Below are 11,152 nucleotides of genomic sequence, written 5' to 3' on the forward strand. Positions count from 1 at the left end.
TTGTCGGTGCGCCAGCGCACACTGCACTTCCAGAACAGGCGAAAAATAGCTACTTAAGCGCGCTAGCGCACTGAACGCCTGGGGTGCTTAAGGCACTATTGCTTTGTCGCTGTCATGCATTTCGCGGACGGCGTCATCGAGGTCTTACCATGAAAAATCTCAGCATTCTGTCTGTCGCCACCGGTGCTTCGCGGGGCTTGAGCCCACTGGCTGCGCGTCGCTCCGACCACGAGCCGGTCGTTTTCAGCACGCTCAAGTACCTGCACGTTCCCAGCCAAGCTAGCCTGGGTGAGCCATTGCAAGCGGCTCGCGGGGACGACGACCTCATGAGCATGCAGCCCGGCCAAGTCTGAACGACCTGGCGGACCTCATGGTCCGCCATTTCCAAGGATTACCTCGCTTGCCGGTTTACGTGGTCGTGTAATAAGGCATCAGGCGATCGCTCTCCTTCTTGACCACGGCATAACATTCGCAGCTAAGCTGCTCGAGCAGGGGTCTGTCGAGCACCGTGATATGGCCGCGCCGGTATTCGATCACACCCAGCCTGTGCAATTTGCCGGCCGCCTCGGTGACCCCTTCGCGACGCACCCCCAACATGTTGGCGATCAGTTCCTGGGTCATGTTCAATTGATTGCCTGGGAGCCGGTCCAGAGACAGCAGCAGCCATCGACATAACTGCTGATCGATCGAATGGTGGCGGTTGCACACCGCCGTTTGCGCCATCTGGGTGATCAGTGCCTGGGTATAGCGCAACAACAGGTGCAGCATTTCCCCATGGCGATTGAATTCATCCTTGAGCTGGTGCACCGGTAACCTCAGCGCCTGGCCGGCACTCTGCACGATCGCCCGGCTGGTGGTACTTTCGCCACCCATGAAGACGGCGATACCCACCAGACCTTCGTTACCCACCACCGCGATCTCCGCTGATGCTCCGTTCTCCGTCACGTAGAGCAGCGACACGATTGCGTCGCTGGGGAAATAGACATGACTCAGCGCACCCCCCGCCTCGTGCAGTACTTGTCCCAAGGAAAGCTGTACCGGCTCCAGACAAGGTGATAACCGCTGCTTGACCTCGCTGGGTAGCGCTGCCAGCAGGTGATTTTTCTCAAGAGAAAGGCTCTCGGTCATGCATCTTCTCCATCGGAAAGAACTTTCAAGCCTTGCTGTGCCATCTTTCTTCAATCTTATCGTAGTGGACGCAAGGTCATTCACGTCGCGTAGCCGACACGTCGACCGCCGGGTGTAACGCCCCCACGCTGATGATTCTCGGCACCTTGGTCGCCAGCTACCTGAGTACCAGTGCCTTTCGGGGCGAGACCGGTTTCGCCTACCAGGGGTACCCCTTCGTCATGCTGATCTTCGCCGCCATCAGCACCTCGGGCTGTCTGCTCGGGGCGCTGGTGTTCGGCCGTTACCTGCGCCGCAGCGAGGCGTTGACAGTGCCTGATTCTTCGGCAAGCGCTTCGCTTCGAAACGCGTGCAGATGATCGCCGGGCTCACCACCGTATTCGGGTTGGGGGCTTACTTGCTGGGCGTGATGCAGGGGGCCGGTGGCGCTGATGAGCATCTGGTGCCGGCTGGGGTCTGGGGGTCGGCTTCGTCGGCAATCTGATCTTGTCGCTGATGGTGCAGGCGGAATGGGTCTCGCTGCCCGTTTATCTCCACCCGGTGATACTCAGCACCCTGGTGGCGCTGGTGGCGATCGTGATCGTCTCCAGGTTGACCCACGTCAGCCAGGCAGAGAGTGAGTACCGCGCCTTTCTGCACCGTAGCCCGGTGGAGAACGAGCGCAGCTGGGCGGCGGTCAGTCGACGGGTGGCCGGGGCGACCATGCTGGCCGGCGTCGCGGTGGGGGCCTTTCTATGGTGGCAGTACGCCGGCTCGCTGGCGGCGCTGGCCGGACGTTTCGGCGTGGCCGATAGCGCGGTGACCGGCGCCTACCTGCTGGCGACGGGCTGCGGCGTCATGCTGGTGATCGCCGGTGCGGTGGGCTTCCGCCTGGTGAGCGCACGCAGCACGAAAGCCGGCAGCGCCCGCATGGCGAAGCCCTGATAGGGTGAGTAGCCGTGCCTCTCTTCGTGCGTAGACCATCATAGGTACTTTTGACGGTTTGGTGCTATCATTGATTGCATTGAGATCGTATGGAGAGGCTAGTATGGCATCGATCACGATTCGCAATTTGGACGAGCAAATAAAGGCTCAGCTTCGTATGGAAGCGGCCAAGCATGGCCACTCCATGGAAGAGGAGGTGCGTATTATTCTTCGCGGCGCCTTGAACCAGCCTCAAAAAGGGGGATTAGGCAGCCGTATACGAGAGCGCTTTGCAACAGCGGGAGGTGTCGAGCTGGAGATGCCAGCCAGGTCTGACAAGCCTCGCGCTCCGGATCTCGACGTATGACCGTCCTGGATACCAATGTGCTATCCGAGCTTATGCGGCCCACACCAGACGCGTGCGTTGTCGACTGGTTGGATAGCCAAGATGCGAGTGAAGTGACTATTACCGCTATTACCGTTGCGGAAATACTCTATGGCATCGAGCGCTTGCCCAGTGGCAAGCGCCAACGCCGTTTCGCCGCCATGGCAGCAGCGATGTTCGAGGAAGATTTTGCAGGCCGCATTCTGCCGTTCGATGAGGTGGCGGCGGTGCACTACGCAGAATCAGTAGCAATCAGTGAGCGTGCAGGCAGGGTGGTGCATACCGCTGACGCTCAAATCGCCGCGATCTGTCGGCAGCATCACGCGATGCTGGCGACACGCAACGTGAAGGACTTCGAGGCGCTTGGCATCGATATACTCAATCCGTGGGAGCATCGCTCAGTGCCAAGATCGTAGGTGTCGGACGATGCTCCCTCGTCATTGCCATCAGGCCTCGGTCAACGAACTCGCCTTGTGCCGGACTTCATCGGTCAGCGTCTTCAGGGCGTCATCGTGCTGCAGCAGCTCGATCGCGTCACGAACGGCGCGGCGAATCGCATCGCGTTGTTCTTCCATGGTGGTCGTCCCGCGCAGCACGTCGAGCAGGGGCGTCTCCAGGTACAGAGGATGATGGCGATTGGCCGGGCGTTCCTCGAGGTGATCGTAGAAGTGCCAGCCCCGGTGAGGCGTCCGCTCGCGAAGCTGTTGCACGAGTCGCCGATAGCTCGGCAGTTGCGGGTAGATGTCGTGCAGCTTGACCGAGAAGTCGAGAATGACGTTCAGCATCACCCGGTCGGTATGCCGGTTCTGCACCAGGTGGTCGCGCCCGTCGAGAATCACCCCCACGAACAGCCCCGGCATCCAGTGAAGGGGACCACCGGCGGGGATCAGCTCGAACCCCAGCCGGCCCCAGCGCGTCTTGGGGTTGCGTCCTTCATAGCGCTCCGCGAGCGGCCACTCCTCGTACGCCAGCGGTGTCAGCGCATCCGCCAGTTGCTCCGGAAAACGCCACGCCACCGGGTAGAACGCCACCGCCTGATGGCTGATCGGCGCCGCCGGATGCAGCCCCTCGTGCCGTAACAGGGCCAGGAAGCTGGCGATATGAAAGTGCTCCGTCGGGTCGCTCAGCGTTTTGTGGCGTGTCTCGAGCAGTTTGTACACGTCCTCCCAGCACAGGCAGCCGTGCGCTTCCGGCCGATGCTGACCGGTATTGGCGGAGACCACGATCACCCGCGCGGACTTGCCGGGAAACTCCGACGCCGCCAGCTCGCGATACTTGTTCACCTGCTCGGCCGAGAGCGGCGCATGCACCTTGTGCTCGAAAAGCAGAGCGCCGCCCGGCCACTGGGCGAGCATGTCGAGCCGCGCCCCCGGATAGGGCGCTTGTGTCTCCCAGGTGATGTCCTGATCGGCATCGGGCAGTTCGAGGCGGTCCGCCTCCGGCACATGGCTCATGACGGTGTCGAGAAAGGCATCGGCCACCTCGCGGGAATTCCGCAGCAGCCAGGCGAAAATCTCGGTGAGGTAATCCTCGAGGCTATCGCGGCCTTCTCGGGGGCGATAGCGGCGGAGGCTGACCAGCAGGGAGTCGTCCATCGATGCAGTCCTGGCAGTAAAGGGAAGAGGCGCCATGTGTCACGGCGCGCAAGGCGCGTAAAGGTACCTTGTAAAGGACGCGATCCCAAGCCCGGTGGTCATGGTGAAGGACCATTACGAAAGATCATTGCGAAAGGCCATCGCGAAGAAGCCATCGCTCCCTCCTGACCTGCACGCCTCGACCTTCCTCTCCATCGCCAGCACAAGCGCCAGAGGTTCGTGTTTAGACAAAAGTCTTTCTAGGCGCTCCACATAGTGAATACTAGTATATCAGTCGGCTCCATAGAGAGCCTTCGATGCCAGCGCCTGTATCAGCGAACGGAGAGCACAACAAATGACATACTCACTCCCAGCCATCATAGGCCGCACTCTGGTTGGTTCCGCATTGGTGGGAACGGCCATGTTTGCCGGAAATGTCTACGCACAAAGCACGGCGACCATCAAGGTCGCGAGTTACTTCGCGGAAGATCATCCTCAAAACGTGGCCATCCGCGAAAAATTCAAGCCGTATGTCGAAAGCCACTCCGACATGCAGGTGAAGATCTATCCCAACAGCTCGCTCGGCGACGAGCGGCAATACACCAATGGCGTCAGAACCGGCAGCATCGAAATGGCGATTGCCGGAATGGGGCTGCAGACCGCCAAGCCGCAAATCGGGTTTCCCGAGTGGCCGTTTTTGTTCGAAGACTATGATCAAGCGCAGTCGATGCTGAATGGCCCTGTCGGCGAGAAAATCGATCCCTATTTCCGTGAGCTGGGGGTAGAGCCCTTGGCGTGGACGGCGAATGGGTTCCGCGTTTTCTCGAGCAAGGAAAAAATCGACAGCATGGACGACTTCGATGGTTTCAAGCTGAGAATGCCCAACCTGGAACTGTACGTGGAAGTGGGGCAGGCGTTAGGCGCCAACGTACAGACCATGGGGATGTCCGAAGTCTACCCGGCGCTCGAGCAGGGAGTGATCGATGGACAGGATAACCCCCTCGCCACGCTGTATCGCTCGGGATGGTACGAGGTGCAAAACAACGTGCTGGAAAGCCGGCATATGTTCAGCCCCAACGTGTACCTGATGAACCAGCAGTTTTACGACAATCTGAGCGATTCAGAGCAAGACGTCATCCAGGAGGCCTCTCGCCAATCCATGGAAATGGAGTGGAATTTGATGCGTGAGTCCGCTTCGGATATCAAAGATAAACTCGAAAAGGCTGGCCTGGAAGTGACGGAGCCGAGCCAGGCACTTCACGATGAAATGGTGAAAGCCGTTCAGCCGATCTATGACGACTTTTACAGTCAGTATGATTGGGCTGAAGACATGGTGAACATGGTACGTGAAGGCTCCTGAGGTTCGTCATACGCATGCCATGCGAACTCCTGGAGTTCGCATGGCAAAACCGAGTGGACAAGAGGTGGTTTCATGTCGATGACGACCTTGTTCGGTTTCTTGAAAACATCCATCAGGCTGGCCATTGCCGTGGCCCTGGTGCTGATGGTGGGGTTCGTCTTTACCAATGTCGTGCTCCGCTATGCCTTCGATAGCGGACTGACATGGTCCAGTGAGGTGGCGCGATACCTCTTCGTATGGGTCGTGTTCCTGGGTTCCATCCTCGCGGTGATGGAACATAGCCACCTGGGTGTGGACATCCTGGTGCGCCACATTCCCGGCTGGCTTCAGAAGCTGCTGTTCCTGCTGACGACGGCCCTGACCGTGGCGGTGATGACCCTCGTGGTCAAAGGACTTCTGGTCCTGATCGAACTGAACGTGGGGATTACCGGGCCCGCCACCGATATTCCCATCAACAATTACTACTATGCCGGCATGATCGCGGCCATTCTGATGTCCGCAGTGATGGCGTACCAGGCGTTGAGCTTTGTCCTGACCGGCCGCAATGGCCCCACATGGGCATACGATCATGACCAGGAGTCGGTGTCATGATGGTCGTCGTCTTTCTCGCCGTGCTGTTCTCGTTGATGCTGATCGGCATGCCGATCGCCTTCGCCATGCTCAGCTCCGCCGTGGTGATGATGTGGACCCAGGACATGTTCAATGTCACGACACTGGCCGAGCACTTCATCACCGGGGCCAACAGCTTTGCCTTGATGGCCATTCCCTTTTTCATCCTGACCGGCGAGATCATGAATGCCGGGGGTGTTTCCAAGCGCATCGTCGACTTTGCCTCGTCACTGGTAGGCCATGTGAAAGGCGGCCTGGGGTATGTCGCCATCGTGGCCGGTGTGATCTTTGCCGGGTTATCCGGCTCCGCCGTTGCCGATACCGCAGCACTGGGCTCGATCCTCATTCCCATGATGGTGGCGCAAGGCTACGAGAAGAAGCGCTCGACCGCGCTGGTGGCGTCTGTCGGCATCGTGGGCACCGTGATTCCGCCGAGCATCCCCTTGATTCTTTACGGGGTCGTGGGCGGCGTCTCGATTACCGGGTTGTTCATGGGCGGCATCGTGCCCGGGATCATCATGGCGATCGGCATGACGTTCACCTGGTGGCTGGTCGCGCGCAAAGCCGATACCAAGCGGCTCGAGCGTGCCAACTGGCAAGCGCGGCTTCACAGCTTCAAGCGTGCCTTCTGGGCCTTGCTGTTGCCCCTGATCATCATCGTCGGGCTACGTGGAGGCGTGTTCACGCCGACAGAAGCGGGCGTGGTCGCCGCGGTATACGCGCTGTTGATCAGCCTCTGCTATCGAGAAATTCGCCTGACGCAGCTGTTCGATGTGCTCACCAATACCGCCAAGACCACGGCCATCGTGATGCTGATCGCCTCGGCGGCCATTGTCACCGCATATGCGATCACGGTAGCGCAGGTTCCCGCCCAGATCGCGGCAGGGCTCACGAGTATTACCGACAGCCCGACCCTGATGCTCTTGATCATCATGGTCATACTGCTGCTGTTCGGCTGCGTGATGGACATGACACCCGCCGTGCTGATTTTCGCGCCCGTGCTGATCCCGGTGGTCGAGCAGCTCGGTATCGACCCCATCTACTTCGGTGTGGTGATGATCATCAACCTCTCCATCGGCTTGATCACACCGCCGGTGGGTACGGTGCTCTATGTAGGGTGCAGCATCAGCCGAATCAGCATCATCGACATTTCGCGCGGCATATGGCCGATGCTGTTGATGTACGTGGCGATCCTGTTTGCACTGATTCTCTTCCCCGAGATCGTGACCTATCCCTTAAGTATTCTGCACAACGGTTGAATGATGGAGCTGACATGAAAAGAAGCATGCCGCGCAGACGGCGCTACGATCAGGCACTGAGCATCGCGGAACTTGCTGAGATCGCACGCCGACGGCTTCCGAACTTCGTCTATGAATACATTCATGGCGGCGCCGACGATGAAGTCAGCCTGCTCAACAATCGGGCCGTCTTCAACCGCTACCGGTTCACGCCCAAGACGTTGACCGATGTCAGTCAGCGGGATCTCGGCCGAGACCTGCTGGGCCACCGGGTGAGCATGCCGGTCGTAATCGGGCCGACGGGGTTCAACGGCATGATCACCCAGGACGGAGACTCCAAATTGGCCCGCGCTGCGGCGGACCGGGGCATTCCCTTCACGCTGAGCAATGCCTCGACCGAGCCGCTGGAGGAGATCGCCAAGGTTCCCGGTGGATGGCCATGGATGCAGATCTACTTCTATCGTGACCACGACTATGTGAAGAACCTGGTCGACCGCTGCCGGGCGTCGGGCTACGACACCATCGTCGTGACCACGGACAGCGCCATCTATGGTAATCGGGAGTGGGACACGCGCAATTACGCGCGCCCCTTCGTGCTCAACTGGCGCAACAAGTTGCATGTGTTGAGCAGGCCCGGCTGGATGAAGGATGTGCTGTATCCGCACGGCGTGCCCACCTTCAAGAACCTGGGGGATCTGTTGCCGCCCGAGGATTCCTCCGTGCAGGGCGCGGCCGCCGAGATAGGCAAGCACTTGATGCCCTCCCTGAACTGGGAGGACATTCGCTGGCTGCGGGACAACTGGTCCGGCAACCTGCTGATCAAGGGCATCCTGTCGGTGGAAGAAGCCCGCACGGCGGTGGAATACGGCATCGACGGCATCGTGCTGTCCAACCATGGCGGACGCCAACTGGACAGCTCCGTCTCGCCGATGGAGATCCTCCCCGACGTCAGGGCAGCCGTGGGCGATGCGCTCACCATCTTGCTGGACGGCGGCTTCAGGCGCGGCAGCGATATTCTCAAGGCGGTGCTTCTGGGAGCAGACGCGGTACTGCTCGGCCGCACGACGCTCTACGGGCTCGGCGCGGGCGGCCAGGCGGGCGTCGAGCATGCACTTGGCTTACTGCACAAGGAGATGGACCGCACCCTGGGGCTTCTCGGATGCAGCAATCTGCAGGAGCTCGACCGCTCCTTGATACGCGATGCCTGCGCGTCGCAAACGGTTAGCCCCGCCTAGGGCGGCAGGGTAGGATGGGCGGTAACAGAGCGTAATCGGCCGCGTCAGCCAGGAGCCAAAAGCATGATGAAAGGGGTGCAGGAACGGTCGTCGAGTGATCGTGCCTATAGCGATATACGCGACAAGATCATCACCACCGTACTGAAACCCGGTGAAAGGATTCATGAAAAAGCGCTGTCGGAAGAGTTCGGCATCAGCCGCACGCCGATTCGTGAAGCCCTGATGCGACTGCGCTACGACGGCTTCGTCGATATCTTCGCCCAGCGCGGCACCTTCGTGACGCCCATCCGCCTTGATGTCATCAAGGCGGCCCACTACACGCGCTCGGTGCTGGAATGCGCCCTGATACGCGACGCCGCCATGCAATGCAGCGACCGCGATGCTCGAGATCTGTACGACAACCTCGAGCATCAGCGGCTCGTGTATCGGCAAGGGCAGTACTACAAGATCGAAACCCTCGACGAAGAGCTTCATCAGAAGATTGCCGACATCGCGGGGCAACCCTCAGTCTGGCAAATCATTTACCACGTTCAGCTGCATATCAACCGAGTGCGGATGCTGTTTCTCAACGAAGAACGCGTGCCCGCCATCGTCGAGGAACACACGCGGATCATCGACGCCATCGCCAACCGCGATCCTGACGCTGCGGAAAGCGCCATGAAAGCGCATTTGCAATACATGGACGAGAACATCCAGAAGCTGGCCGAAAGCTACTCGGAATATCTGTCTTGAGGGGCAGGGCACCAGCTTTGCAACACCACATGCACGCGTTGAGACTCACCAAGACTCGTCGATTTTCCAGGCCTGCTTCAGCCGTGCCACGGTGTGCTCCCACTTTGGCGTCGTCGGCTTGCAGACGGTGTTCTGGTTACCGAACAGGCCGACTTCGCTGAATGCCTGGGACGCCGGGAAAGAAGCGATCCAGCGAACCGGTACGAGGTACTCCGTAGCCTCTTCGTCGTCTTCGTCGATTGCCCAGTGGAGATGATCACTTTCCGGCGCCCACATAGCCGGTCTTGGGAATGATGACCCAGACTCGGACAGCGTGACCTTTCCCTTTTAGTTACAAGAAAGTCTTGTGATGATGACGCCATGGTCCTAAAATTAGGACCAACACGGCCCCCGCCTCTTGGCTCTCACGAGCTTACGCGGGGGTTCTTATTTGTGTTCTCGCCCGCTACTCAGTCCACCAGCGCTCCCAGCCCGTTGGTGCGCCCATGTCTTCCAGCGATAGCCTCCGCTCTGCATGCGGTACCGGGAAACTCTCTAGATGTGTCTGTAAGCGTTGATGCCAGCCGGTATTCGGGCAAATCACCTTGGTCATATGCCGGATGATACTCAGCAGCAAGAAAGGGCGAGCGATCAACTGCGGTTGATCGTGGAACGCGTCGCACCACGGCAAGACGCCTATCTCGGGCAGCTTGGGCTGATCGATGACGTTACGGTTCCAGAGCCGGCTGTGGTGGGCGCAGACGTTGCGCAGGTAGTTCAGCGAGCGAAGCCAGCTCTGGAAGACCTTCCAGTCCTGAACGTCATATTTCTGCGCGACCCGTACCTGGTCCGGCACCTTCATCATGGCGAAGAGCTGCGACAGGGTGCCGAAGTCCCAAGTCTCGACGGCGACCCAGATCGGCAGTCGCGGCCCATGCTTCTGGCGATAGTGCTTGACGAAGTCCTCCTTGGAACGTCGCTCCATCCCCTCGCAGCGTTCCTGCCACTTCTCGAAGCTGTCGCGCGGGTCACGTCCGGATTTGCGGCGGGCGAAGGAGGGGTGGAAGGTGGCGCGATGCAGGTGTGCGAAGGCATCGCTCTTGCCCAATAGGTAGGCGATATCCACTCGCAGCGCGATCTCGATGCGCTCAAGTGCATCGGTCAGGCGCAGCCGAAGCTCCTTGTCGAAGAGGTAAAGTCGCACCGCGTCGACGAACTGGGTATCGGGAACGAACCGGTCGGTGGCCTGGGTAATCTGTCGACCATGCTGGTCGTGATCCACCGTCTCGAAGACCCGAAAGGGGTACCAGTAGGCGCTCAGGCGGTAGTAACCGACGCGCTCCAGATACTCCAGGGCAGCGGCCTCGTCGCCTACCTGCATCCCGCGCTCGGTGAGGAGACCCAACTGCTCTTGAAAGGACTTCCATGGTCGATCGTAGGCCATCAGGACACCGCCTGTTCCACTACCGCTTCGGCCAGATGAGTGCGGGTCTCGCCCGCCTCGCCCAGACGGGCTTTGAGCTGGTCGCAGAGGGCCATCAGCTCTTCAACTTTTTCGACGATACGGTGTTGCTCTTCCAAGGGTGGCAGAGGGAACTTGATGTTCCTTATCTTTCCAACACTAAGGTTGTACAGACCGCTTGTCGTTACAGCAAGACGCTTCATCTCTGCTATCCCCGAGGGAGAGTTGAGAAAAAGCGCGATAAAATCGCTTCCCCCTTCAATGGCTGGCCTAACTCTTATCAAATGATTCTGATAGACACAGTTTGGTATGCGACTGTCCCAGATTGCACAACGACCTATTTCATCGGAGCTGCCATTTCCCTCTACGATGAGTATGTCGCCCCCGTTTAACCTGTATTGTTCCAGCTCTTCATCAAAAATTTCAAACAATGGTAAGTTGTGGCAATTAGAAAGCTCCCCCCTTTGAACCCTGAATTCAACCAATAAGCGCAGCACCTGCGGTATCCAGGGCGCCGGAGTATTCCCCCAGAAACACCTGTGCCGGT

16 protein-coding genes are annotated in these 11,152 nt (G+C 59.3%); 11 read left to right on the top strand and 5 right to left on the bottom strand.

Annotated features, from left to right (window positions below):
• Window positions 1-149 precede the first annotated feature (149 nt).
• Window positions 150-353, top strand: coding sequence for a hypothetical protein (locus tag LUN51_RS14775; RefSeq protein ID WP_277811834.1), 204 nt, complete (start codon window positions 150-152; stop codon window positions 351-353).
• 55 nt (window positions 354-408) lie between these two features.
• Here the strand turns inward: LUN51_RS14775 and LUN51_RS14780 are convergent, their stop codons facing one another.
• Window positions 409-1,128: a Crp/Fnr family transcriptional regulator gene (locus tag LUN51_RS14780; protein ID WP_277811835.1), complete on the bottom strand. Its 720-nt coding sequence runs from the start codon at window positions 1,126-1,128 to the stop codon at window positions 409-411.
• Window positions 1,129-1,259: 131 nt separating this feature from the next.
• Between LUN51_RS14780 and LUN51_RS14785 the strand changes: the two genes are divergently transcribed.
• The 5 genes from LUN51_RS14785 (at window position 1,260) to LUN51_RS14805 (ending at window position 2,832) form a co-directional block, all read left to right on the top strand.
• Window positions 1,260-1,487, top strand: coding sequence for a hypothetical protein (locus LUN51_RS14785; protein ID WP_277811836.1), 228 nt, complete (start codon window positions 1,260-1,262; stop codon window positions 1,485-1,487).
• Window positions 1,478-1,612 carry a hypothetical protein gene (locus tag LUN51_RS14790; RefSeq protein ID WP_277811837.1) on the top strand — a complete coding sequence of 45 codons (135 nt, stop codon included), beginning with the start codon at window positions 1,478-1,480 and terminating at the stop codon, window positions 1,610-1,612. The genes LUN51_RS14785 and LUN51_RS14790 overlap by 10 nt, the downstream gene beginning before the upstream one ends.
• A 2-nt stretch (window positions 1,613-1,614) precedes the next feature.
• Window positions 1,615-2,052: a hypothetical protein gene (locus tag LUN51_RS14795; RefSeq protein WP_277811838.1), complete on the top strand. Its 438-nt coding sequence runs from the start codon at window positions 1,615-1,617 to the stop codon at window positions 2,050-2,052.
• 103 nt (window positions 2,053-2,155) lie between these two features.
• A complete protein-coding gene (locus LUN51_RS14800; RefSeq protein ID WP_035410883.1) occupies window positions 2,156-2,398 on the top strand; it encodes a FitA-like ribbon-helix-helix domain-containing protein in 243 nt (80 codons plus the stop codon).
• Window positions 2,395-2,832, top strand: coding sequence for a type II toxin-antitoxin system VapC family toxin (locus LUN51_RS14805; protein WP_277811839.1), 438 nt, complete (start codon window positions 2,395-2,397; stop codon window positions 2,830-2,832). Before LUN51_RS14800 ends, LUN51_RS14805 begins: the two co-directional genes overlap by 4 nt.
• A 30-nt stretch (window positions 2,833-2,862) precedes the next feature.
• Here the strand turns inward: LUN51_RS14805 and LUN51_RS14810 are convergent, their stop codons facing one another.
• The gene (locus LUN51_RS14810) at window positions 2,863-4,011 is read right to left on the bottom strand and encodes a hypothetical protein (RefSeq protein WP_277811840.1); all 1,149 of its coding nucleotides are present in this window, start codon (window positions 4,009-4,011) and stop codon (window positions 2,863-2,865) included.
• 334 nt (window positions 4,012-4,345) lie between these two features.
• On the opposite strand from LUN51_RS14810, the gene LUN51_RS14815 reads away from it, so the two are divergent.
• The 5 genes from LUN51_RS14815 (at window position 4,346) to LUN51_RS14835 (ending at window position 9,164) form a co-directional block, all read left to right on the top strand.
• Window positions 4,346-5,350 (top strand): TRAP transporter substrate-binding protein, encoded by a 1,005-nt coding sequence (locus tag LUN51_RS14815; protein ID WP_277811841.1) that lies wholly within the window; start codon window positions 4,346-4,348, stop codon window positions 5,348-5,350.
• A gap of 72 nt (window positions 5,351-5,422) precedes the next feature.
• Window positions 5,423-5,941, top strand: a complete 519-nt coding sequence (locus LUN51_RS14820; protein ID WP_277811842.1) for a TRAP transporter small permease — start codon at window positions 5,423-5,425, stop codon at window positions 5,939-5,941.
• The gene (locus tag LUN51_RS14825; protein ID WP_084075598.1) at window positions 5,938-7,218 is read left to right on the top strand and encodes a TRAP transporter large permease; all 1,281 of its coding nucleotides are present in this window, start codon (window positions 5,938-5,940) and stop codon (window positions 7,216-7,218) included. Before LUN51_RS14820 ends, LUN51_RS14825 begins: the two co-directional genes overlap by 4 nt.
• 14 nt (window positions 7,219-7,232) lie before the next feature.
• Entirely contained in the window at window positions 7,233-8,432 is a 1,200-nt protein-coding gene (locus tag LUN51_RS14830) for an alpha-hydroxy acid oxidase (protein WP_277811843.1), read from the top strand.
• 63 nt (window positions 8,433-8,495) lie between these two features.
• Window positions 8,496-9,164, top strand: coding sequence for a GntR family transcriptional regulator (locus LUN51_RS14835; protein WP_011506379.1), 669 nt, complete (start codon window positions 8,496-8,498; stop codon window positions 9,162-9,164).
• A 45-nt stretch (window positions 9,165-9,209) separates the two neighbouring features.
• Here LUN51_RS14835 and LUN51_RS14840 read toward each other — a convergent pair whose 3' ends face one another.
• The 3 genes from LUN51_RS14840 to LUN51_RS14850 all read right to left on the bottom strand — a co-directional run bounded on the left by LUN51_RS14840 (window position 9,210) and on the right by LUN51_RS14850 (window position 11,102).
• The gene (locus tag LUN51_RS14840; RefSeq protein ID WP_277811844.1) at window positions 9,210-9,440 is read right to left on the bottom strand and encodes a hypothetical protein; all 231 of its coding nucleotides are present in this window, start codon (window positions 9,438-9,440) and stop codon (window positions 9,210-9,212) included.
• Between the two features lie 169 nt (window positions 9,441-9,609).
• Window positions 9,610-10,587, bottom strand: coding sequence for an Abi family protein (locus tag LUN51_RS14845; RefSeq protein WP_277811845.1), 978 nt, complete (start codon window positions 10,585-10,587; stop codon window positions 9,610-9,612).
• Window positions 10,587-11,102, bottom strand: coding sequence for a restriction endonuclease subunit S (locus LUN51_RS14850; RefSeq protein ID WP_431355582.1), 516 nt, complete (start codon window positions 11,100-11,102; stop codon window positions 10,587-10,589). The genes LUN51_RS14845 and LUN51_RS14850 overlap by 1 nt, the downstream gene beginning before the upstream one ends.
• Window positions 11,103-11,152: the final 50 nt, after the last annotated feature.

Source organism: Chromohalobacter canadensis (genome assembly GCF_029544075.1).
Lineage (GTDB): Bacteria > Pseudomonadota > Gammaproteobacteria > Pseudomonadales > Halomonadaceae > Chromohalobacter > Chromohalobacter canadensis_A.

Bases quoted from the DNA above. Each gene is read 5' to 3' on its own strand.
- LUN51_RS14775 (WP_277811834.1), top strand. From the start codon at position 150: ATGAAAAATCTCAGCATTCTGTCTGTCGCCACCGGTGCTTCGCGGGGC.
- LUN51_RS14780 (WP_277811835.1), bottom strand. From the start codon at position 1,128: ATGACCGAGAGCCTTTCTCTTGAGAAAAATCACCTGCTGGCAGCGCTA.
- LUN51_RS14785 (WP_277811836.1), top strand. From the start codon at position 1,260: ATGATTCTCGGCACCTTGGTCGCCAGCTACCTGAGTACCAGTGCCTTT.
- LUN51_RS14800 (WP_035410883.1), top strand. From the start codon at position 2,156: ATGGCATCGATCACGATTCGCAATTTGGACGAGCAAATAAAGGCTCAG.
- LUN51_RS14805 (WP_277811839.1), top strand. From the start codon at position 2,395: ATGACCGTCCTGGATACCAATGTGCTATCCGAGCTTATGCGGCCCACA.
- LUN51_RS14810 (WP_277811840.1), bottom strand. From the start codon at position 4,011: ATGGACGACTCCCTGCTGGTCAGCCTCCGCCGCTATCGCCCCCGAGAA.
- LUN51_RS14815 (WP_277811841.1), top strand. From the start codon at position 4,346: ATGACATACTCACTCCCAGCCATCATAGGCCGCACTCTGGTTGGTTCC.
- LUN51_RS14820 (WP_277811842.1), top strand. From the start codon at position 5,423: ATGTCGATGACGACCTTGTTCGGTTTCTTGAAAACATCCATCAGGCTG.
- LUN51_RS14825 (WP_084075598.1), top strand. From the start codon at position 5,938: ATGATGGTCGTCGTCTTTCTCGCCGTGCTGTTCTCGTTGATGCTGATC.
- LUN51_RS14830 (WP_277811843.1), top strand. From the start codon at position 7,233: ATGAAAAGAAGCATGCCGCGCAGACGGCGCTACGATCAGGCACTGAGC.
- LUN51_RS14835 (WP_011506379.1), top strand. From the start codon at position 8,496: ATGATGAAAGGGGTGCAGGAACGGTCGTCGAGTGATCGTGCCTATAGC.
- LUN51_RS14840 (WP_277811844.1), bottom strand. From the start codon at position 9,440: ATGTGGGCGCCGGAAAGTGATCATCTCCACTGGGCAATCGACGAAGAC.
- LUN51_RS14845 (WP_277811845.1), bottom strand. From the start codon at position 10,587: ATGGCCTACGATCGACCATGGAAGTCCTTTCAAGAGCAGTTGGGTCTC.